We start from the raw sequence: 21,984 nt of genomic DNA, 5'->3' as shown, positions 1-21,984 counted from the left end.
TCAGGAGGTCCATACCATTAGTCCATTATAATACTCGTTTTATTTGAAAAATACCTAACTCAATTCTAATGCTGCTTCTTCAAGGGTTTTGAGTTGATCACGAAGCTTTGCTGCTTGTTCAAATTCAAGGTTGCTTGCAGCTTTAAGCATTTCTTTTCTTAGTTTATCAATATGAGCTTTTAGCTTAGCTGGATTTTCAAATAAATTATGGGTTTGTTTTTTATCAAGCTTGCTATCTACTTTCTCAAGCTCTGCTAAAGCATGGATAGTGCGGTTGATGGTTTTTGGAATTATGCCGTATTTTTCGTTATGTTCTTGCTGAATCGTTCGTCTACGCATCGTTTCGCTAATAGCTTTGTCAATGGACTTAGTCATTTTATCGGCATAGAGAATAACTCTTCCCTCACTATTTCTTGCAGCTCTACCAATTGTTTGTATCAGCGATACTTCCGAACGCAAAAACCCTTCTTTATCAGCATCAAGTATGGCAACTAAACCGCATTCGGGAATGTCTAAACCCTCACGCAGCAAGTTAATTCCGACTAAAATATCAATTGTTCCTTGCCTTAAATCCCTTAATATTTCGATACGCTCTAATGTATGAACGTTAGAATGCAAATAAGAGGTCTTATATTTAAGTTCCTGCAAATAATTGGTTAAATCTTCTGCCATTTTTTTGGTAAGAGTTGTAACTAATACTCGGAAGCCTTTGGCAATCGTGCTTTGAATTTCGCCCACTAAATCCTCAACCTGATTAGTAGCTAGCTTAATAATGCATTCAGGATCAAGCAGTCCTGTAGGTCTAATTATTAACTCTACAACTTCGCCGCCGGTTTCATTTAGTTCAAAAAGTGATGGCGTTGCTGATACGAAAACAGTTTGTGGTCTAAAATTATCCCATTCTTCAAATTTTAGCGGTCTATTATCAAGAGCTGACGGTAGACGAAATCCATGCTCTACCAGCACTTCTTTTCTTGCTCTATCACCGTTATACATAGCTCTAATTTGCGGTACGGATACGTGGCTTTCATCAACAAATAATAATGCATCTTTTGGGAGATATTCAAACAAGGTGGGCGGTGGTTCTCCGGCTTTACGACCTGTGAAAAACCGAGAGTAATTTTCCACACCTTTACAGCTGCCTGTTTCGGTTAGCATTTCCAGATCGTACTGAGTGCGTTGATTGATCCTGTGTGTTTCTAGTAATTTGTCTTGCGATTTTAAGAATGCGATACGTTTTTGCAATTCCTCTTCAATTTCTGATATTGCTTTATTTACTGTCTCTTTCGGCATTACGAAGTGAGAATTACCATATATTATAGCCTTATCAAGCTTGACAAGTTTTTCACCAGTTAGCGGATCGAATTCGTGAATATACTCAAGTTCATTACCGAAAAATGACAAACGCCAAGCCTTATCGCTGTAGTGTGATGGAAAAACATCAACATTATCCCCCTTAACCCGAAAGCAACCACGTTCAAAACCAATATCATTACGCTCATATTGCAAATTCACTAAATCATTAAGTAGCTTATCACGAGGGTAACTTTTACCAGGTTCTAAATTGACTGTCATTTGATAGTATAAATCAGGCGAGCCAAGACCATAAATGCAAGAAACAGAGGACACAACTATAACATCACGACGCTCTAATAACGATCTTGTAGCTGAGTGCCTCATTAAGTCAATCTGCTCGTTAATTGAGGAGTCTTTTTCTATAAAAACATCGGTTTTGGGTATATAAGCTTCCGGCTGGTAATAATCATAATATGAGACAAAATATTCAACTGCATTCTTGGGAAAAATTGATTTCATTTCAGAATAAATTTGTGCAGCTAGCGTTTTATTATGTGCCATAATAAGCGTCGGTCGGTTGGTCCTTTCTATGATATTTGCCATAGTAAAGGTTTTACCCGAGCCTGTAATACCAAGCAACATCTGAGAACGTTTTTTGTTGTTTAAGCCCTTGATAATTTTATCAATTGCTTTTGGCTGATCACCCGCTGGTTTATAATCTGATATAATAGAAAAGTTACTCATCGCTTTTTTCTTGCTTTAACATTTATAGTTTAAGATAATATATTAAAATTTAATAAAAGAGTACAACATTATGAATAAAGCTATATTACACGCTATTATTATTTATACCCTTGCTGGTTGTCCCTATTGCATGAAAGCTAAAGCACTACTTGATAAACAAGAAGTTTTTTATGAAGAAATCGAAGTTCAAAACTCTCAAGATCCAAACGTAGCAGTATTAAGAAAGAAGTTAAATAATCCTGATAGATTAACATTTCCGCAGATATTTATAGATAATATGCATATAGGTGGTTGTGATGATTTATACGATCTTGACAAAGAGGGAAGATTAGATAAGTTGCTGGAAGGACAGCCGAAGAAGGATTCAGCTGCTGTCGGTGCTTAAAACCTATCGTCATTGCGAGGAGAGGCGTAGCGTCGACTCTACTGCACCGATCATTTATGTCATTCCCGCGTAGGCGGGAATCCAGAAAAATAAACATAAAAGCAGCAAGTTTCTAAAGCTAAAAGCTCGCTTTGTCTCGCTTTATGCTGGATCCCCGCCTTTAGCTAGGGATGACATTGTACTTGCTTTTTAAGCCATGCAACAAAGCCTGTAGGCGGGAATCCAGAAAAAAATAAAACTATAGCAATAAAAATGTGGCTCTGTCTCATCAATTGTGTAAATTTCGTGAACCATTAAATTCTACCATCAAATTTGATCATAAAATGAGCCATAGCTTCATTCCAATTGGGGATAGGCATAGACCATTTTTTGGTAATATAATCAATTGTCAGATATAAAACCTTAAATACTGCGTCATCATTTGGAAAGATGCGTTTATTCTTAGTAACTTTTCTCAATTGGCTATTCAGCGATTCTATCGCATTTGTAGTGTAAATAATCTTACGAATCTCCTTTAGATATTGCAAGAAAATTATCAAATTATCCCAATTATTATACCAAGATTTAGCTATATGCGGATATTGCTTACTCCATTTTTGATCAAATGACTCAAGAGCTAATTCTGCTTCTTTTTCAGTAGCAGAAGTATAGATTAGTTTCAAATCCGCTGCTAATTGCTTTCTATCTTTATATGATACATATTTGAGGCTATTCCTGATCTGATGGACAATACAAATTTGATGTTGGTAAATTCCAGTATTAATTAAGCCAGATTTATATTTTCTTCCCATACCTCATTGGGTGTTTTATAACCGAGCACTTTTCTTGGTAAATTATTTAAAAAATCCTCAATTTCTTGTAATTGCTTTATTGTTAATTTTTTTATATCTAAAGATTTAGAGTATACTCTGTGCACCATTGAGTTAATCTTCTCTATCAATGGTTTTTGCCATGGAGAATAAGGATTGCAAAAATATACTTTTCGTTCAGATTTTGGCAATAGTTGTTCATGATTGGTAAATTCTTTGCCATTATCTAACGTTATGCTTTTGATTATATGCGACAATTGTTTAAGTTTTTTATTCATGTTACCAATCACATCTTGTGTTCTTTTTGAACGGTTTAAAGTGAGAAACACTTTTTGTGTTCTGATATCCACAAGAGCGCCTATATTACGACTTTGATTACCTTTGTTAAAAGTTAAATCACCTTCTAAATGACCTATTGCTGCTATCTTTCTATTTATCTCTGGTCTTTCAGTAATGGAAACTCGATTTGGTATTGTAATTCTTTTGTTTCTGATTCTTGTACCATGATGCAACCTATTTTTCCTTTTTCTTGCTAAAGATAAATATAATTTTTGCCTTTGTGCTATAGGAGATGTATAAATAAACTGGTATATACTCTCTGTAGAAATATTGACAGTATCTCGTGATAGTTTACGTCTACCTAAAATTATATCTGGTGAAATACCCTGTGTTAACTGCTTTATTATTTCTGCTCGTAAATTATTATCAATATCTAATTTTCTTTTTCTCTTACCTTGCCTTAAACTGCAAGCAAGTGTGTTAGCCCTATCTGGTCTATAATTATGCCTCATTCTCTTGAGTTCATAACATATAGTGCTTTTATCACGGCCAATCTTTGTCCCTATATATCGCGAGCTATAACCACTCTTATTCATTTCGTATATTTTAAATCTTTCATCTATCGTTAAATGAGCCATGATATATCTATATTTAAAGGGTAAATTCCAGTATTAATTAAGCCAGATTTATATTTTCTTCCCATACCTCATTGGGTGTTTTATAACCGAGCACTTTTCTTGGTAAATTATTTAAAAAATCCTCAATTTCTTGTAATTGCTTTATTGTTAATTTTTTTATATCTAAAGATTTAGAGTATACTCTGTGCACCATTGAGTTAATCTTCTCTATCAATGGTTTTTGCCATGGAGAATAAGGATTGCAAAAATATACTTTTCGTTCAGATTTTGGCAATAGTTGTTCATGATTGGTAAATTCTTTGCCATTATCTAACGTTATGCTTTTGATTATATGCGACAATTGTTTAAGTTTTTTATTCATGTTACCAATCACATCTTGTGTTCTTTTTGAACGGTTTAAAGTGAGAAACACTTGGAAAGTTCTATAATTAATTAAGCCAGATATAATCAATTTTTAATCTCTCAGGGTTTAATTCCCCGAAGCTCTGCTTCGTGATATCATAAGAAACAACTAAAACTTTTTTAGATACCTCGTAGCTCTGCTGCGAGGAGCATCATTTAAATATAGATATATCATGGCTCATTTAACGATAGATGAAAGATTTAAAATATACGAAATGAATAAGAGTGGTTATAGCTCGCGATATATAGGGACAAAGATTGGCCGTGATAAAAGCACTATATGTTATGAACTCAAGAGAATGAGGCATAATTATAGACCAGATAGGGCTAACACACTTGCTTGCAGTTTAAGGCAAGGTAAGAGAAAAAGAAAATTAGATATTGATAATAATTTACGAGCAGAAATAATAAAGCAGTTAACACAGGGTATTTCACCAGATATAATTTTAGGTAGACGTAAACTATCACGAGATACTGTCAATATTTCTACAGAGAGTATATACCAGTTTATTTATACATCTCCTATAGCACAAAGGCAAAAATTATATTTATCTTTAGCAAGAAAAAGGAAAAATAGGTTGCATCATGGTACAAGAATCAGAAACAAAAGAATTACAATACCAAATCGAGTTTCCATTACTGAAAGACCAGAGATAAATAGAAAGATAGCAGCAATAGGTCATTTAGAAGGTGATTTAACTTTTAACAAAGGTAATCAAAGTCGTAATATAGGCGCTCTTGTGGATATCAGAACACAAAAAGTGTTTCTCACTTTAAACCGTTCAAAAAGAACACAAGATGTGATTGGTAACATGAATAAAAAACTTAAACAATTGTCGCATATAATCAAAAGCATAACGTTAGATAATGGCAAAGAATTTACCAATCATGAACAACTATTGCCAAAATCTGAACGAAAAGTATATTTTTGCAATCCTTATTCTCCATGGCAAAAACCATTGATAGAGAAGATTAACTCAATGGTGCACAGAGTATACTCTAAATCTTTAGATATAAAAAAATTAACAATAAAGCAATTACAAGAAATTGAGGATTTTTTAAATAATTTACCAAGAAAAGTGCTCGGTTATAAAACACCCAATGAGGTATGGGAAGAAAATATAAATCTGGCTTAATTAATACTGGAATTTACCACTGAGAGAGATGCAGCTGTTATATATCAACAAAACAAAGGATACCAAGCATGGAGGGTAAAGAATAATTATGGTAGAAGGGAGCGTGTAGAGAACACGTTCTTTCGATTTAAAACTTCTTTTGGTAGTAAGTTTCTATCAAGACATGATCAAAATATGACAAAAGAAATGTCTATTAAATGCCACTTATTAAACAAAATGTTTGAAATTGGTAAACCTATCTCTGTGCCTGTTGGCTAGTCTATCCGCCAAAAACACTTCAAATCCTGATCATTTGTAATGGGATAGAGTTTTGACAACAAATTGCTAAGATTTTCAATAAAAATTAATAAGTTATGTTAATTTTTACTGATACATTTCTGTGTTGGTCTAATTTTGATAGTCCGTCCGCCAAAACTCTACAAGCCTTATAGATAATATGGTTTTAAGACAAGAAGTAATACAACAATCCGTAAGAAAATGATAAAATATGGTCATAAACCTTATGGATTTCAGTCAATGCCAATAGACAACATTATCAAATCGCAAGAACAAGGGAAACTGTTTGGTTATAAATTAAAAGAAGAATTAAACCCAAATAATAAGCTATATAAATTAAGAGAATTAATAAATTGGTCTAGGCTCGAAGAGTGGTTATCAAAAAATGTTTGTATTAAGAAATTTGGTAGAAATAGAAAATGTCATAGAGTGATGCTTGGCATAACGATGCTACAAGCAATGTATAATTTTTCAGATTCATTATCAGAGGAAGAGCTAAAAGAGAATATGTATTGGCAGTATTTCTGCGGGTGGGAATATATAGAAAAAGACATAGCTATCTCGGAAACTAGTATACGACGGTTTCGTAGTGTATTAGGTGAAGCTGGATATAATGAGATATTATCGGAGTTGATCAGGGTTGGGATAAAAACTAACACAATTAAAAAAAAAGATTTGGAATTAATCATCGCTGATACGACTGTACAAATTAAGAATATCAAACACCCACACGATGTTTATTTAATGGATAAAGCTAGGCTTAGCATAGTAAAGCTTTGCAACAGTTTGGGTATACATTTGAATGAAACATACGCTAGAACCTATAAACGCGATATAGTAAAGCTATGGAAATATAAAGAACATAGTAAAGCCAAGAAGCGTTGGAAAATAATGAAGCATTTAAAAATATTACTGGGTCGTTTGATTAGAGTATGTGAGCGTGAGATCAAAAATAAGCAATTAAACTTGTCTCTCAAAAATCAAGAAGTATTGCAAAAAATAAAACAAATACATAACCAATCTGTTTTAAAAAGAGAAGCTAAAAAGCAATATAAAGAAGATAACAAAGTATTATATAGTTTTCATGCCCCTGAAGTAGAGTGTATAGGAAAGGGAAAACGCAACAAGCCATATGAGTTTGGCAATAAAGTAGCGGTAGTAGTAAGTGGTCGTAGAAATTTTGTTTTATCCGCAAAATCGTTTCATAATAATCCTTATGATGGTCATACATTGCATCAGAGCTTTGAAGCAGTAGAGAGTGTCACTGGAATCAAGATAAAGAAATCATTTGTTGATCTTGGGTATAGTGGTAGCAATGTAAAGGAGAAGAGTAAGGTATATACCCCAAAAACGCGGAAGAAGTTGTTACAAGAGGACAAGTCTATGATCAAGAGACGCAGTGCCATAGAACCAATAATAGGTCACTTAAAGCAATATGGTCGGATGGGTAGAAACTTCTTGAAAGGTATGATAGGAGATATTATCAATCCAATAATCTCTGCTATTGGTTTGAATTTACGATGCATTGCAAATCATTTACAAATCGTGTCTAACTCCACATAAATCAAAAATATCATCATGCAAAAACTAGATGAACGATAAAAAATCGTTAACAATAGCTCCATATCAAAATTAGACCAACACAGAAATGTATCAGTAAAAATTAACATAACTTATTAATTTTTATTGAAAATCTTAGCAATTTGTTGTCAAAACTCTATCCCATTACAAATGATCAGGATTTGAAGTGTTTTTGGCGGATAGACTTGATATGGAGCTATTGTTAACGATTTTTTATCGTTCATCTAGTTTTTGCATGATGATATTTTTGATTTATGTGGAGTTAGACACGATTTGTAAATGATTTGCAATGCATCGTAAATTCAAACCAATAGCAGAGATTATTGGATTGATAATATCTCCTATCATACCTTTCAAGAAGTTTCTACCCATCCGACCATATTGCTTTAAGTGACCTATTATTGGTTCTATGGCACTGCGTCTCTTGATCATAGACTTGTCCTCTTGTAACAACTTCTTCCGCGTTTTTGGGGTATATACCTTACTCTTCTCCTTTACATTGCTACCACTATACCCAAGATCAACAAATGATTTCTTTATCTTGATTCCAGTGACACTCTCTACTGCTTCAAAGCTCTGATGCAATGTATGACCATCATAAGGATTATTATGAAACGATTTTGCGGATAAAACAAAATTTCTACGACCACTTACTACTACCGCTACTTTATTGCCAAACTCATATGGCTTGTTGCGTTTTCCCTTTCCTATACACTCTACTTCAGGGGCATGAAAACTATATAATACTTTGTTATCTTCTTTATATTGCTTTTTAGCTTCTCTTTTTAAAACAGATTGGTTATGTATTTGTTTTATTTTTTGCAATACTTCTTGATTTTTGAGAGACAAGTTTAATTGCTTATTTTTGATCTCACGCTCACATACTCTAATCAAACGACCCAGTAATATTTTTAAATGCTTCATTATTTTCCAACGCTTCTTGGCTTTACTATGTTCTTTATATTTCCATAGCTTTACTATATCGCGTTTATAGGTTCTAGCGTATGTTTCATTCAAATGTATACCCAAACTGTTGCAAAGCTTTACTATGCTAAGCCTAGCTTTATCCATTAAATAAACATCGTGTGGGTGTTTGATATTCTTAATTTGTACAGTCGTATCAGCGATGATTAATTCCAAATCTTTTTTTTTAATTGTGTTAGTTTTTATCCCAACCCTGATCAACTCCGATAATATCTCATTATATCCAGCTTCACCTAATACACTACGAAACCGTCGTATACTAGTTTCCGAGATAGCTATGTCTTTTTCTATATATTCCCACCCGCAGAAATACTGCCAATACATATTCTCTTTTAGCTCTTCCTCTGATAATGAATCTGAAAAATTATACATTGCTTGTAGCATCGTTATGCCAAGCATCACTCTATGACATTTTCTATTTCTACCAAATTTCTTAATACAAACATTTTTTGATAACCACTCTTCGAGCCTAGACCAATTTATTAATTCTCTTAATTTATATAGCTTATTATTTGGGTTTAATTCTTCTTTTAATTTATAACCAAACAGTTTCCCTTGTTCTTGCGATTTGATAATGTTGTCTATTGGCATTGACTGAAATCCATAAGGTTTATGACCATATTTTATCATTTTCTTACGGATTGTTGTATTACTTCTTGTCTTAAAACCATATTATCTATAAGGCTTGTAGAGTTTTGGCGGACGGACTGGCTAGGCTAGCATTGCGGGGTTAGGGGCAGTATATTCAAAAGCTTATTTATGCAACAAAGCCATAGCGTCTAGGTCTTCCTCGTTTCATTTCCTCTCTGTAATCAGCATACCAGCCAATCGCCAAATCACTGGCAATCATAAAATCTATGCGACCCCTATTGCGTAAAAAATTATTATATTCTGACCAATTCGTTATTTTATATTTAGAATACTTGCGTGATTTACTAAAAGGGGCTTTCTTCCGAGATCTCATATAATCTGGATTATTTTTAATTCAGGACATCTTACCAGATTATCACCACTCTTTCTCTACAAATCTTATTTATGCAACAAAGCCAAGTAGGACTCCTGAGATTGCCACGTCGATGCGTTGCATCTCCTCGCAATGACGGCAAAAACTACACTTTTTCTATATTGCTTAAAAACCAATCTACTTCCTTGGTATTAGCATTACGGGTAAATGTCCATTCTTCTTTTAATTCCTCTATTTTGTCAACTACGTTTTTACCTTGGAATAGTAATTTAATAAATATGTTGTTGCCAAATGTATAAATTTCAGAATATTTAGCGTTTAAAGCTGTTGAGTCGAAGAAATTACCATAAGAATCAGATATTTTTTCAAATTCTTCTAAAAATCTTTTATCAACTAATTCAGCAAGTTCTTCTGTTTGGTTTTTATAAGCGGCTTCTATAATCATTTGGAAAGCGATTTTAGCGTTGTTGATAAATTTAATAGGTTGAAATGCATTAAGACGTTTATGCACTGTTTCCATACCATCTACAACTGCCGTTATATTCTGTTCTACTATCAAATTTTTAAAAGTTTTAATATCTTGTGCGGTTAGTAGATCTTTTTCTTCGTCATATGATTTATTAGAACTATGTGTTACATCTTTAATAACTGGTTCACCAAAATAAGATTTTTGTTTCGCTGGATCATCATCCGAAGTAGCACCAAGCGTCGTAATTAGCTTATTAATAATAAAAAAAGCAATACCAGCAAAAATTAATAGCTCGATTATTTGAGGAGACATTCTACTTACTCTAAAAGATTATCTTTTCATTTTAATACAAAAAAACAATCTTTGAAAGTTATTTATAGAAATAAGGCTTTATTTTTTATAAAAATGATGCTCCTCGCAGCAGAGCTACGAGGTATCTATCCAAAAAGCTTTAACTGTTTTTGTTGAAATGCTTTATAAGAAGGTTTGCCTGAACCTTGATTCTGTACATAATTACGTAATTTCTGCTCATCACCATGTTTACCTACTGTGCTCATAAAATATCCTTTACTCCAAAACTCACTTCCCCATAATTTTTCTTTAAGATTTGGATATTTCTCAAACATTTTCTTAGAAGTAATACTTTTTATGATTTGAGTTATTTTTGTTGGGCTATACATTGGTATTGACTGTAATAAAAAATGTACGTGATCTTTATCTACTCCTATTTCTAAAAATCTAATTTCATAACGATCTTCTATGTGCTCACAAATTTTACACAAATAATCATCTAGTTCTTGATTGAATATTACTCTTCTATACTTTGCCGGCGTTACTAAATGATATATTAGTACTGTGACATTATGACTCTTATGTATATAACTGCTTTCTTCCATTCAAGTAGTATATCACGAAGCAGAGCTTCGGGGAATTAAACCCTGAGAGATTAATGCCGATGTGGGAGATATTTATATAGATTTTTGAAGAGCAGTGAGTTTATTTTCTATTTCCGCTTCACTTAAACCGGTAACGTTAATAGCCGTTTCTGTAGCTATGTTAATATAACTTCCTGTTACTTCGGTTACACCATTCGCAATAAGATAAGTAATTTTCGGCTTATGCATATCATCTATGTAAACTTGTACTAATCCAGCTTTTAGGCTAACAATCATCGGAGCATGACCCTGCAATACACCAAACTCACCCTCTTCACCTGGAAGCGTTACCATTTTAGCCTGCTCTTCAAAAACGATATTTAAAGGCGTAATAATTTTAACGTTAATTGTTTTACTCATATGATAATATAATTTTTCGTCATTGTGGGCGTTTTGTCATTGCAAGCGACTGTAAGGAGCGTGGCAATCTCAGGAGTATCATATTGTTTTATGAGATTGCCGCGTCGATGCTATGCATCTCCTCGCAATGACAAGAAATAGGAATGAAAATTTATTTCAGTGTCTTCGCCTTCTCCAACGCCTCCTCTATAGTCCCAACCATATAAAAAGCTGCTTCCGGTAAATCATCATATTTACCTTCTGTGAGTCCTTTAAAGCCTGCTATAGTATCGGCTAAATTAACAAACTTCCCCTCAGCTCCTGTAAATACCTCAGCTACATGGAAAGGTTGCGATAAGAAACGCTGTATTTTTCTTGCACGTGATACTGTTAGTTTATCTTCTTCAGATAACTCATCCATACCTAGGATAGCGATAATATCTTGTAGAGATTTATAAGTTTGCAATATTTGCTGCACCTTTCTTGCTACATTATAATGCTCTTCCCCAACAATCATCGGATCAAGTACCTGAGAAGTACTATCTAAAGGGTCAACTGCCGGATAAATTCCAAGCTCTGCTATCTGACGGCTAAGTACTGTTGTGGCATCTAAATGTGCGAAAGACGTTGCCGGAGCAGGATCGGTTAAGTCGTCTGCCGGTACGTATATAGCTTGCATGGAGGTTATTGAGCCATGTTTGGTAGAGGTGATACGCTCTTGTAATTCACCCATATCGGTTGCAAGGGTTGGCTGATAACCTACTGCTGACGGAAGTCTGCCAAGTAATGCTGATACTTCTGAACCTGCTTGTGTAAAACGGAATATATTATCGACGAAAAACAGAACATCTTGCCCCTCGTTCATATCTCTAAAACTCTCCGCAACAGTAAGCCCCGTTAATGCAACCCTTGCTCTTGCACCTGGGGGTTCGTTCATCTGCCCGTAAACTAAAGCTACTTTTGATTTTTTAGGCTCTTCAAGATTAATAACTCCTGAATCAATCATTTCATGATAAAGATCGTTACCCTCTCTAGTTCTCTCACCAACTCCAGCAAATACGGTATAGCCACCGTGTGCTTTCGCAACATTATTAATCAGTTCCATTATAAGCACGGTTTTACCAACCCCCGCACCACCAAATAGCCCTATCTTACCGCCTTTAGTATAAGGTGCAAGTAAATCAACAACTTTAATGCCAGTTACTAATATATTACGATCAGTTGACTGCTGAGTAAAGCTAGGTGCAGATTTATATATAGACGAAATGCTTGAACCTTTAATCTTTCCTTTGCCGTCAATCGGTTCGCCTACGACATTCATAATTCGTCCTAACGTTTCGATTCCTACCGGAATACTAATCGGGCTCCCGGTGTCTACTACTTCCATACCTCGCACTAACCCCTCTGTGGAGTCCATGGCAATACAACGAACAGCATCATCACCTATATGCTGAGCTATCTCTAACACTATTCTTTGCTTATCGTTATAGCACTCAAGAGCATTTAAAATCGGCGGTAATTTACCTTTATTGGTAAATTTTACGTCAACTACCGCTGAAATAATTTGAGTAATTTTCCCGATATTTTTTTTCATTATTTTTTCTTTTGTTAAGATAATGTTGTTACTTTGTCATCCCGTGGCTTGCTAACTAGATCCAGCATAAAGCGAGAGAAATCGAGCTTTTATATTTGTATTTTTACTGGATCCCGTGGACAAGCCACGGGATGACAGTTAGTCACACAGCCATCTCTATCAACTCCGTAGTAATAATTGCTTGTCTTGATCTATTTAATTTTAACACTAGCTTATTAATTATATCATGAGCGTTATTTGTGGCATTTGCCATAGCAGTCATTCTTGATCCTTCTTCACTTGCTCTATTTTGTAGTAGAGCATAATTTATTTGAGAATTAACATATAAATTAATTAGATTTTGAACTAAATTCTCTCCCTCATATTCATAGTTAGCTTCCTCTATCTTTGAATCATCATGATATTTTTCTACCGGCAAGACCTGCTGTTTTGTCATAATTTGAGTCATGGCATTTTTAAATTTATTGAAATAAATAGTGCAATTACTTACTTCTAAATTTGCTACTAGTGCCATAATCTTTTGTTTTATTTGCAACATCAGATTTTCATCATGATTTTTTGGCAACTCAAAATAACTATCAATATAACTTTCATAAGGCTTTTTTAATGCCTCATAACCTTTTTTCCCAATAATAATGAGCTTGATTCTTTCGCCTTTACTTTTTAAAGTCTCAATATCACTTTTTACTTGTTTAATTATCATATAATTAAACGTTCCGCATAAGCCACGCTCAGATGTCATAACTATTAGCAAGTTTGCTTTGTTGGTCTCTGTATTGAAAAATTTTTGTGCTTCTATAGGAAAGTCATAAATATCAGCGGATAATATAGTAGACATCATTTTACTAATAGCTTCAACATAAAAATTTGAATGAGCTATTTGATTTTTTATTTTTGTCAATTTAGAAGCCGAAACTAATTGCATTGCCTTAGTAATCTTTTGTGTAGATTTAACGCTTTTTATTCTAGTTCTTAGCTGTTTTAAATTTGACATATAAATCCTTGTTGTCATTCCGTGGCTTGTCCACGGAATCTAGTAATATACTAATCGTAAGCTGCTTTTCTGGATCCCGTGGACAAGCCACGGAATGACAACAACTCTAATCAATCTTGACAAAGTCCTTAACGAAATTCTCTAAAAATGTTTTTAATTTCTGTTCATTTTCTTCAGTGATACGCTTCTCACTTTTTATTGACTCTAAAATATCTTTTTGATTTTGCTTTATCTCACTAAGCATTTTTTCTTCAAATTCCTTAATTCTCTCTACAGGTATATTTACTAAATATTTTTTAGTTCCAGCATAAATGCTTATTATCTGCTCTTCGACTGAAAAAGGATGATATTGTGCTTGTTTTAATATCTCAACAAGCCTTTTACCATGCTCAATTTGTGCTTTAGTAGCAGAATCTAAGTCTGAACCAAATTGTGAAAAAGATTCAAGCTCTCTAAATTGGGCTAGTTCAAGCTTTATCGAGCCTGCAACCTGTTTCATAGCTTTTATTTGTGCAGCAGAACCAACACGGCTTACTGAAATCCCGACATTAACAGCCGGTCTTATGCCTTTATAAAACAGCTCGCTTTCTAAGAAAATTTGACCGTCAGTAATAGAAATAACGTTTGTTGGAATATAAGCAGATACGTCACCTGCTTGGGTTTCGATTATAGGAAGTGCCGTAAGTGAACCGCCGCCTTTCTCCTCAGACATCTTAGCGGCTCGCTCAAGCAATCTTGAATGCAAGTAAAATACGTCACCAGGATATGCTTCACGTCCGGACGGTCTTCTAAGTAACAATGAAATTTGTCTATATGCGACAGCATGTTTACTTAAATCATCATAAATAATAAGTGCTTGCTTGCCGTTATCACGGAAATACTCACCCATACTACATGCGGCATAAGGAGCAACAAATTGTAATGCAGCAGCTTCCGATGCAGTAGCCGAAACAATGATGGTATAATCCATTGCCCCAGCATCTTCCAGCTTTTTTACTATCTGGGCAACGCTTGATCTTTTTTGCCCTATTGCTACATAAATACAATAAATTTTATCTTTTTCATCATTTAGCGAATGAGCTTGCTTTTGGTTAATAATAGTATCGATAGCTATTGCTGTTTTGCCGGTTTGTCTATCGCCTATTATTAATTCTCTTTGTCCTCTTCCTATCGGAATTAATGAATCAATAGCCTTTATACCGGTTTGCACAGGCTCACTAACACTAGTTCTATCGATTATACCAGGAGCTTTCATTTCAATATGGCGATATTCTTTGCTCTTAATATCACCTTTACCATCAATAGGGTTACCAAGTGCATCAACGACTCTACCAAGCAAAGCAGTTCCTACCAGTACTTCTAGCACCTCTTTGGTTCTTTTAACCTTATCACCTTGCTGTACCTGATTATCACCCCCCATAATCACAGCACCAACGCTATCATTCTCTAAATTTAAAACCAGCCCTTTAACACCTGATTCAAATTCTACTACTTCACCAGATTGCACATTTGCAAGACCATAAATTTTTGCTATACCATCACCAACATTTATTACTTGCCCTACTTCTTCAAGCTCGCTTAAGCAATTGATATTTGCTATCTCTTTTTGTAATATGTCAGCTACTTCAATAGGTTTTAATTTCATATGGTTTAAGTTTTTTTAATTATTCCATTGTCATCCCATGACGGCATTGCCTGCGTTGATCGAAAAGCACCTTCGATGTCATCCCGTGGTCAAGCCACGGGATGACAATCAAAAACATTAACACTCTGCAAAGCCTTAGCTATCTTATCCAAACTACCTTTTATCGAATAATCTTGCAGGATACTATCATATTTAATTACGATCCCTCCCATAATGGTAGGGTCTATTTTAAAATTGATTTTTGTTTCTTGTTTTAGCTCTTTTTCGATATTTGTTTTAACCCATTCTTGTTCAGTAGGCTTTAATTTATTTGCAGAAATTACCTGCACTATTTTAATATTCTTGCTTTCATATAATAATTTACTATATGTGTTTGCTATATCTGCTAGGATAGAAGTACGGGAATTTTTTATCAACAATAATAAGAAATTTTGCATTATTTTGCTGATTTTAATATTTTTTACCAGCGAATTAATCACGCCAATTTTATCAATTTTATTTACTATAGGGGAAGATAACAGCTCTTTAACCTCTATATTATTTTCAATAATGCTAGTCACTAGATTAATTTCTTCAAGTATCTTATCTTGAGTATTATTAGATTTAGCATTATCAAATAACGCAACTGCATAATTCTGAGTTACAATATCTTTATTCATAGCTTAATACTTTGCACATTTTATATTTATATTATTATATATCGGATAATATTTTATATTGCATTGATATTTTTTAGAATTTTCTAAAACTGGAAGTTTTGACAAAAATTCTAATTTTTCTGACTAAAGTAAAAATTTATATTTAAAGTTAAATATTTAGTGCTTTTATCAGCTTAAAAGCGATATTTCTACAATTTAAAGTAAATTATTTGATATATAATACAAATTATAGATTAATCTCTCAGGGTTTAATTCCCCGAAGCTCTGCTTCGTGATATCATAAGAAACAACTAAAACTTTTTTAGATACCTCGTAGCTCTGCTGCGAGGAGCATCATTACGCTCGCCACTTTTTTTAATAAAAATTTTTTGTCAAAACTTCAGTAAAAGCTCTTGTATATCTACTGAAGTTTTGACAAAAATTCTAATTTTTCTGACTAAAGTAAAAATTTATATTTAAAGTTAAATATTTAGTGCTTTTATCAGCTTAAAAGCGATATTTCTACAATTTAAAGTAAATTATTTGATATATAATACAAATTATAGATTGATACACTCGCCACTTTTTTTAATAAAAATTTTTTGTCAAAACTTCAGATATCTATATTAGATTCTATTTGGTTCTTCTTAACCTCACTTACGTAATTCGCATCCGGCTTAGGCTGGCTAACACATTTTGAACGCATTTCATTGTTGAAATAAGGAGTAAGAAAATATGCTAACTTATAACATATAAAAGTCTTTTCTGTTGTAGAATAATTATTATCAAAGTCAAAATCAACTTGAAAATCTTTTAATAATAACTCATAAACAATCGGAGTTTGAGATTTTAATGATAATTGATTCTCAGATTGAGCACTTAGCTTAGATATTTCTTTTAAAGATAATGATGCTCCTCGCAGCAGAGCTACGAGGTATCTAAAAAAGTTTTAGTTGTTTCTTATGATATCACGAAGCAGAGCTTCGGGGAATTAAACCCTGAGAGATTAATCTAGGTTTGGAAGTAAGTATTTACAAGGGATAGAAGATACTCTATATAATTTTTAGCAAAAAACTGACTAACGAATATTAGAATTACCCTCAACGAACATTAAAATTACCTATAAAAAAGAAGTAACTATGGACAGTAAAATCGAATAAAAATTTATTTTTAAAGATTTAAATATTATTCGAGAATTACTGATGCCATGTACAAATAACCAAGTAGGTATTTTAATGCAAAAGATCAAAAAATATAATCAGATAATTTCTGCTGCAAAAGCAGGTATGAGTGTAAAAACGGCACGTAAGTATTTACGTATTAATAAGTATCCAAGCGAATTACGCACAATACGTAAATATAGGACACGTAAGGATCCATTTGTGAAGCACTGGGATGAAATAGAATCAATGCTAGAATCAGCACCGGAGTTGCAAGCAACTACCATATTAGCATATTTGACAGAAAAGTATCATGGGAATTATAATGGGAAGCAATTACGCTGTTTGCAGAAAAGGTTGAAACAATGGAGAGCTGCACATGGTAAGGATAAGACAGTAATCTTTTTACAAAATATTCTTCCTGGCAAACAGAGTCAGTCTGATTGGACCAATATGAATCAATTGGGTATTTGTATTGGTGGGCAACCATATCCTCACTTACTATTTCATTTTATGTTGCCTTATTCATGTTGGGAAACTTTTAGCATATGCCATAGTGAAAGTTTTGATACATTAGCATCAGGGTTTGAAAAAGCTGTATGGGAGTTAGGTGGAGTTTTACCAGAGCATCGTACAGATAATTTAAGTGCAGCTACCAAGCAATGTGGTAATAGTAGACAATTTACAGAAAGATGGCAAGAATTGCTTGGTTATTACAATGTTGCACGGCTTTGTTGCATAAATAAAATTTGTAGAGCAAGAGTGGTGATAATCTGGTAAGATGTCCTGAATTAAAAATAATCCAGATTATATGAGATCTCGGAAGAAAGCCCCTTTTAGTAAATCACGCAAGTATTCTAAATATAAAATAACGAATTGGTCAGAATATAATAATTTTTTACGCAATAGGGGTCGCATAGATTTTATGATTGCCAGTGATTTGGCGATTGGCTGGTATGCTGATTACAGAGAGGAAATGAAACGAGGAAGACCTAGACGCTATAGTGATCACGCTATATTACAGTGTTTGAAGATCAGATGCTTATTCGGTCTTAAGTTACGCCAAACCCAAGGCTTTATAAACTGGCTCTTTGAAATATCGGGTTTATCTATTAGATGTCCAGACTATACAACATTAAGTAAGCGTATGAAGTCATTAGATCTTAGGTATTTACATGGAAATCAAGATAAAGAATTTAGTTGTATTTCAATGGATAGTACAGGGATACAAGCCTACACAGGGAACGAATGGCTAGAAAATAAGCATGGTAAGCAATATAAGCGTCGCATATGGAAAAAGCTACATATCGTTATAGAAGATCAAGGTATGATACTTGCCGATAGTACCACAGAGCATACTATAGATGATAGATCACAGATTGGACTACTAATAGCTAATGTCAGAGCCAAGGATTTTCTGGGAGATCGAGGGTATGACGGTGAATCTACATATCAATTGTTGAGAAAGAAGAAGATAAAACCAGTTATTAGACCCCCAAACTCTTCAGTAAAAGTTCAATCGCTTAGGGATAAAACTGAGAGAGATGCAGCTGTTATATATCAACAAAACAAAGGATACCAAGCATGGAGGGTAAAGAATAATTATGGTAGAAGGGAGCGTGTAGAGAACACGTTCTTTCGATTTAAAACTTCTTTTGGTAGTAAGTTTCTATCAAGACATGATCAAAATATGACAAAAGAAATGTCTATTAAATGCCACTTATTAAACAAAATGTTTGAAATTGATAAACCTATCTCTGTGCCTGTTGGCTAGGCTAGCATTGCGGGGTTAGGGGCAGTATATTCAAAAGCTTATTTATGCAACAAAGCCATAGCGTCTAGGTCTTCCTCGTTTCATTGCCTCTCTGTAATCAGCATACCAGCCAATCGCCAAATCACTGGCAATCATAAAATCTATGCGACCCCTATTGCGTAAAAAATTATTATATTCTGACCAATTCGTTATTTTATATTTAGAATACTTGCGTGATTTACTAAAAGGGGCTTTCTTCCGAGATCTCATATAATCTGGATTATTTTTAATTCAGGACATCTTACCAGATTATCACCACTCTTTCTCTACAAATCTTATTTATGCAACAAAGCCAGAATTCTTTGATACGGCTATGCGAAAAAAGATTTATACAGATCTTGATGATTTACAATTAGATCTTGATATTTGGTTAGAGCATTTCAATAATGAAAGACCTCATTCTGGTAAATATTGTTATGGTAAAACTCCTATGCAAACTTTTCAGGATAGTAAGAAATTAGCTGTTGAAAAGAATAATGAAATCTTGTATCTTGAATATGTATCTGACAGTCAAAATTTAACTGACAATCAGGTGCGAAATTTATAGTGTCTGTAAGATCAAATCTTGACTTCTACAAATAGAATAAATAAATTTTGTTATTACTAAAAAAGTATAAAAAAATTGGAATACATTTCTCCTGATGGAAAGGATTTTGTCAAAACTTCAGAGTTAAAAAATGCTAATTTATAGCATTTTTTATTATTTTTTTTGGATTGCCGCGTCGCTACGCTCCTCGCAATGACGATTTACGATCCATGCAACAACGCTGGACAAGCCACGGAATGACAGCACTGAAGCTAATCCATGCAACAATAACCGCCACAGGATGACACCGAAAAATAAAAATGACCTACTAAATAATCATAGATACCAATGAAATTACTAACTGCTAAGACTTACTTAATATTTCAAACAATCACTAGAATAGCTTTATGCACATATGCATCGTTCTATAAACAAGTTTCGCTTATAGAATTGCCGTTAGTGTTTATTTTCGGTTTAATTAATGATCTCATTTCTGCGGCTTATTTCTTGCCTATAATGTTAGTGTTAATATTGCTAGGCAACTTAGCATTATCAAGGTTTAGGCTAGTCTACACGCCGCTTTGTTACTTATTTTACTGCGGTTTTATTGCTTCACTAATTTTTATTACAGCAGCTGAACTTACTTTTTGGGATGAGTTTGGTACGCGCTTTAATTTTATTGCCGTTGATTATCTAGTATATACTCATGAAATTATCGGCACAGTTAAAGAATCTATGCACTATATAGAGATCATTAGCGGAATTCTGATAGTTAGTGCTATTACTACCTATATCTTGCGAAAAGCTGTTATTGATGCAACATATAATATAAACAGAAAATGTTGTTTAGCTACAGCAATTATTCTAGCTGCAATTAGTTTTATTGCATTTAAATTTTATAGCCCTGAAAAGCTAAATTTCCACTCTAATAAATATGCAGAAGAGCTTGCTAAAAACGGTCCATATGAGATTTTTTCCGCTTATCTTAATAACAGTCTAAATTATAATAGCTTCTATCCCACTATAGATAGTAAGCAGGCTTTAAGCATAGTACGTGATAGCTTACAAAATAATAGTGATAAATGTGTAGATAATGAATCTATCGAGCGTATTATTATTTCTAAAAATTCGAATAAGCAAAAATATAATGTAATCTTTATTACAGTAGAAAGCTTAAGTGCCAAATTCATGCAAAGCTTTGGTAATAGCGATAATATTACGCCTTACTTGGATGAATTAACAAATAAAGCTATGTTCTTCACTAATATTTATGCTACTGGTACAAGGACAGTGCGGGGACTTGAAGCTATAACTTTATCAATTCCTCCAACTCCAGGTTCATCACTCGTGCGTAGACCTGATAACCAGAATTTATTTAATATCGGCACTGTGTTTAGGAATCAAGGATATAACACTAACTTTATATTTGGTGGTTATAGCTATTTTGATAATTTACGTAATTATTTCGGCGGTAATCACTATAATATAATAGACCGAGGTAACTTAACAGCTTCAGAGATAAGCTTTGCAAATGTATGGGGAGTAGCAGACGAGGATATTCTAAACAAGGCAATAGAGCAAGCTGATACAGATTATAAAGATGGTAAGCCGTTTTTCTCGTTAATTATGACTACCTCAAATCATCGACCTTATACTTTCCCTGATAATAGGATTGATTTACCATCAGGCGGTGGACGTAATGCAGCAGTTAAATATACCGATTATGCAATAAATAAGTTCTTAGAAACTGCTAAAACGAAAGAATGGTTTAACAATACTATCTTTGTTATTACTGCCGATCATTGTGCTTCAAGTGCCGGTAAAACGGAGCTACCTGTAGAAAAATATCATATACCACTAATTATCTATGCACCACAAATATTAAAGCCGAAAAAAATAGATAATCTAGCAAGTCAAATAGATATAGCACCGACGATTTTTGGTTTGCTTGGCTTTGAATATAAAAGCAAATTATGGGGGCAGGATATAATAAATAATCCAGCAAATAGAGCTTTCATAAGCACTTATCAGTTACTAGGCTTTTTAAAAGATGATAAGCTAGTAATTTTAAGCCCTAAACTACACCCGAAAACCTATATATTATTAGGAGAAGAAAAAGAAGAAATCCCGAGTTCTATTAGCCTTACCGAGGAAGCAATTAGCTTTTACCAAACCGCATACGATTTTTACGTACAAGGTAAATTAGGTGAATAAAAGATACTGGTATTAAGTTATAATTATTTTTAAGAAAATTTAAGTCCGATTATAGATACTATTAAGGTAGTAACAAAAAATAAGCGTAATATAGATACCGGTTCATTGAAAACAAGTATACCTAATATAACTGTCCCTGCCGCACCTATACCTGTCCATGGCT

General features: G+C 33.6%; 19 protein-coding genes and 3 pseudogenes. 7 read left to right on the top strand and 15 right to left on the bottom strand.

All coding sequences use genetic code 11. The annotated features are described in order from the left end of the window. Positions 1–54: 54 nt before the first annotated feature. Positions 55–2,040 carry an excinuclease ABC subunit UvrB gene (gene uvrB / locus AAHI98_RS08265; protein WP_342225618.1) on the bottom strand — a complete coding sequence of 662 codons (1,986 nt, stop codon included), beginning with the start codon at positions 2,038–2,040 and terminating at the stop codon, positions 55–57. Between the two features lie 70 nt (positions 2,041–2,110). Here uvrB and grxC point away from each other — a divergent pair, with 70 nt between their 5' ends. Next, positions 2,111–2,425: a glutaredoxin 3 gene (grxC, locus tag AAHI98_RS08260; RefSeq protein WP_342225617.1), complete on the top strand. Its 315-nt coding sequence runs from the start codon at positions 2,111–2,113 to the stop codon at positions 2,423–2,425. Positions 2,426–2,718: 293 nt separating this feature from the next. Here the strand turns inward: grxC and AAHI98_RS08255 are convergent. The 3 genes and pseudogenes from AAHI98_RS08255 to AAHI98_RS08245 all read right to left on the bottom strand — a co-directional run. Continuing rightward, positions 2,719–3,171: pseudogene (locus AAHI98_RS08255) on the bottom strand (IS256 family transposase); the annotation flags it as partial. Between the two features lie 17 nt (positions 3,172–3,188). After that, a complete protein-coding gene (locus tag AAHI98_RS08250; protein WP_342225615.1) occupies positions 3,189–4,151 on the bottom strand; it encodes an IS30 family transposase in 963 nt (320 codons plus the stop codon). A 37-nt stretch (positions 4,152–4,188) separates the two neighbouring features. Beyond that, positions 4,189–4,575, bottom strand: a pseudogene (locus tag AAHI98_RS08245) (IS30 family transposase); the annotation flags it as partial. Positions 4,576–4,726: 151 nt separating this feature from the next. Between AAHI98_RS08245 and AAHI98_RS08240 the strand changes: the two are divergent. After that, positions 4,727–5,689, top strand: coding sequence for an IS30 family transposase (locus AAHI98_RS08240; RefSeq protein ID WP_342225615.1), 963 nt, complete (start codon positions 4,727–4,729; stop codon positions 5,687–5,689). 477 nt (positions 5,690–6,166) lie between these two features. Then, positions 6,167–7,528: an IS5 family transposase gene (locus tag AAHI98_RS08235; RefSeq protein WP_342224717.1), complete on the top strand. Its 1,362-nt coding sequence runs from the start codon at positions 6,167–6,169 to the stop codon at positions 7,526–7,528. Between the two features lie 270 nt (positions 7,529–7,798). Here AAHI98_RS08235 and AAHI98_RS08230 read toward each other — a convergent pair whose 3' ends face one another. The 9 genes from AAHI98_RS08230 to atpH form a co-directional block, all read right to left on the bottom strand. Then, positions 7,799–9,160, bottom strand: coding sequence for an IS5 family transposase (locus AAHI98_RS08230; RefSeq protein WP_342224717.1), 1,362 nt, complete (start codon positions 9,158–9,160; stop codon positions 7,799–7,801). A gap of 127 nt (positions 9,161–9,287) precedes the next feature. Continuing rightward, positions 9,288–9,494 (bottom strand): hypothetical protein, encoded by a 207-nt coding sequence (locus AAHI98_RS08225; RefSeq protein WP_342225614.1) that lies wholly within the window; start codon positions 9,492–9,494, stop codon positions 9,288–9,290. Positions 9,495–9,639: 145 nt separating this feature from the next. Beyond that, positions 9,640–10,275, bottom strand: coding sequence for a Tim44 domain-containing protein (locus tag AAHI98_RS08220; protein ID WP_342225613.1), 636 nt, complete (start codon positions 10,273–10,275; stop codon positions 9,640–9,642). A 125-nt stretch (positions 10,276–10,400) separates the two neighbouring features. Next, positions 10,401–10,859 carry an IS200/IS605 family transposase gene (gene tnpA, locus AAHI98_RS08215; protein ID WP_342224823.1) on the bottom strand — a complete coding sequence of 153 codons (459 nt, stop codon included), beginning with the start codon at positions 10,857–10,859 and terminating at the stop codon, positions 10,401–10,403. 72 nt (positions 10,860–10,931) lie between these two features. Beyond that, the gene (locus AAHI98_RS08210; protein ID WP_342225612.1) at positions 10,932–11,258 is read right to left on the bottom strand and encodes a F0F1 ATP synthase subunit epsilon; all 327 of its coding nucleotides are present in this window, start codon (positions 11,256–11,258) and stop codon (positions 10,932–10,934) included. Between the two features lie 151 nt (positions 11,259–11,409). Next, complete coding sequence (atpD, locus tag AAHI98_RS08205) at positions 11,410–12,831, bottom strand: F0F1 ATP synthase subunit beta (RefSeq protein ID WP_342225611.1); 1,422 nt, start codon at positions 12,829–12,831, stop codon at positions 11,410–11,412. A gap of 142 nt (positions 12,832–12,973) precedes the next feature. After that, complete coding sequence (gene atpG / locus AAHI98_RS08200) at positions 12,974–13,825, bottom strand: ATP synthase F1 subunit gamma (protein ID WP_342225610.1); 852 nt, start codon at positions 13,823–13,825, stop codon at positions 12,974–12,976. 106 nt (positions 13,826–13,931) lie between these two features. Further along, positions 13,932–15,470, bottom strand: coding sequence for a F0F1 ATP synthase subunit alpha (gene atpA, locus AAHI98_RS08195; protein WP_342225609.1), 1,539 nt, complete (start codon positions 15,468–15,470; stop codon positions 13,932–13,934). Positions 15,471–15,559: 89 nt separating this feature from the next. Next, positions 15,560–16,129, bottom strand: coding sequence for an ATP synthase F1 subunit delta (gene atpH, locus AAHI98_RS08190; protein WP_342225608.1), 570 nt, complete (start codon positions 16,127–16,129; stop codon positions 15,560–15,562). A 1,181-nt stretch (positions 16,130–17,310) separates the two neighbouring features. Here atpH and AAHI98_RS08185 point away from each other — a divergent pair. After that, complete coding sequence (locus AAHI98_RS08185) at positions 17,311–18,048, top strand: hypothetical protein (protein WP_342225607.1); 738 nt, start codon at positions 17,311–17,313, stop codon at positions 18,046–18,048. A 31-nt stretch (positions 18,049–18,079) separates the two neighbouring features. Continuing rightward, positions 18,080–19,042 (top strand): IS5 family transposase, encoded by a 963-nt coding sequence (locus AAHI98_RS08180; RefSeq protein ID WP_342225606.1) that lies wholly within the window; start codon positions 18,080–18,082, stop codon positions 19,040–19,042. A 42-nt stretch (positions 19,043–19,084) separates the two neighbouring features. Here the strand turns inward: AAHI98_RS08180 and AAHI98_RS08175 are convergent, their stop codons facing one another. Further along, positions 19,085–19,291 carry a hypothetical protein gene (locus AAHI98_RS08175; RefSeq protein ID WP_342225605.1) on the bottom strand — a complete coding sequence of 69 codons (207 nt, stop codon included), beginning with the start codon at positions 19,289–19,291 and terminating at the stop codon, positions 19,085–19,087. 79 nt (positions 19,292–19,370) lie between these two features. Here AAHI98_RS08175 and AAHI98_RS08170 point away from each other — a divergent pair. Continuing rightward, positions 19,371–19,628: pseudogene (locus AAHI98_RS08170) on the top strand (IS481 family transposase); the annotation flags it as partial. Positions 19,629–19,955: 327 nt separating this feature from the next. Beyond that, positions 19,956–21,821: an LTA synthase family protein gene (locus AAHI98_RS08165; protein ID WP_342225604.1), complete on the top strand. Its 1,866-nt coding sequence runs from the start codon at positions 19,956–19,958 to the stop codon at positions 21,819–21,821. A 29-nt stretch (positions 21,822–21,850) separates the two neighbouring features. On the opposite strand, the gene AAHI98_RS08160 is transcribed toward AAHI98_RS08165, so the two are convergent. After that, positions 21,851–21,970 carry a DMT family transporter gene (locus AAHI98_RS08160; protein ID WP_342226138.1) on the bottom strand — a complete coding sequence of 40 codons (120 nt, stop codon included), beginning with the start codon at positions 21,968–21,970 and terminating at the stop codon, positions 21,851–21,853. Between the last annotated feature and the right edge of the window lie 14 nt (positions 21,971–21,984).

It is taken from the genome of Rickettsia endosymbiont of Urophora cardui (assembly GCF_964030725.1).
GTDB lineage: Bacteria > Pseudomonadota > Alphaproteobacteria > Rickettsiales > Rickettsiaceae > Rickettsia.
The sequence above is the reverse complement of the archived record's forward strand: the minus strand, read 5'-3'. Positions and strand labels throughout refer to the sequence as shown.

What these genes read in the sequence shown, in the direction of transcription:
- uvrB (WP_342225618.1), bottom strand. Translation starts at nt 2,040, where the DNA reads ATGAGTAACTTTTCTATTATATCAGATTATAAACCAGCGGGTGATCAG.
- grxC (WP_342225617.1), top strand. Translation starts at nt 2,111, where the DNA reads ATGAATAAAGCTATATTACACGCTATTATTATTTATACCCTTGCTGGT.
- AAHI98_RS08250 (WP_342225615.1), bottom strand. Translation starts at nt 4,151, where the DNA reads ATGGCTCATTTAACGATAGATGAAAGATTTAAAATATACGAAATGAAT.
- AAHI98_RS08240 (WP_342225615.1), top strand. Translation starts at nt 4,727, where the DNA reads ATGGCTCATTTAACGATAGATGAAAGATTTAAAATATACGAAATGAAT.
- AAHI98_RS08235 (WP_342224717.1), top strand. Translation starts at nt 6,167, where the DNA reads ATGATAAAATATGGTCATAAACCTTATGGATTTCAGTCAATGCCAATA.
- AAHI98_RS08230 (WP_342224717.1), bottom strand. Translation starts at nt 9,160, where the DNA reads ATGATAAAATATGGTCATAAACCTTATGGATTTCAGTCAATGCCAATA.
- AAHI98_RS08225 (WP_342225614.1), bottom strand. Translation starts at nt 9,494, where the DNA reads ATGAGATCTCGGAAGAAAGCCCCTTTTAGTAAATCACGCAAGTATTCT.
- AAHI98_RS08220 (WP_342225613.1), bottom strand. Translation starts at nt 10,275, where the DNA reads ATGTCTCCTCAAATAATCGAGCTATTAATTTTTGCTGGTATTGCTTTT.
- tnpA (WP_342224823.1), bottom strand. Translation starts at nt 10,859, where the DNA reads ATGGAAGAAAGCAGTTATATACATAAGAGTCATAATGTCACAGTACTA.
- AAHI98_RS08210 (WP_342225612.1), bottom strand. Translation starts at nt 11,258, where the DNA reads ATGAGTAAAACAATTAACGTTAAAATTATTACGCCTTTAAATATCGTT.
- atpD (WP_342225611.1), bottom strand. Translation starts at nt 12,831, where the DNA reads ATGAAAAAAAATATCGGGAAAATTACTCAAATTATTTCAGCGGTAGTT.
- atpG (WP_342225610.1), bottom strand. Translation starts at nt 13,825, where the DNA reads ATGTCAAATTTAAAACAGCTAAGAACTAGAATAAAAAGCGTTAAATCT.
- atpA (WP_342225609.1), bottom strand. Translation starts at nt 15,470, where the DNA reads ATGAAATTAAAACCTATTGAAGTAGCTGACATATTACAAAAAGAGATA.
- atpH (WP_342225608.1), bottom strand. Translation starts at nt 16,129, where the DNA reads ATGAATAAAGATATTGTAACTCAGAATTATGCAGTTGCGTTATTTGAT.
- AAHI98_RS08185 (WP_342225607.1), top strand. Translation starts at nt 17,311, where the DNA reads ATGCCATGTACAAATAACCAAGTAGGTATTTTAATGCAAAAGATCAAA.
- AAHI98_RS08180 (WP_342225606.1), top strand. Translation starts at nt 18,080, where the DNA reads ATGAGATCTCGGAAGAAAGCCCCTTTTAGTAAATCACGCAAGTATTCT.
- AAHI98_RS08175 (WP_342225605.1), bottom strand. Translation starts at nt 19,291, where the DNA reads ATGAGATCTCGGAAGAAAGCCCCTTTTAGTAAATCACGCAAGTATTCT.
- AAHI98_RS08165 (WP_342225604.1), top strand. Translation starts at nt 19,956, where the DNA reads ATGAAATTACTAACTGCTAAGACTTACTTAATATTTCAAACAATCACT.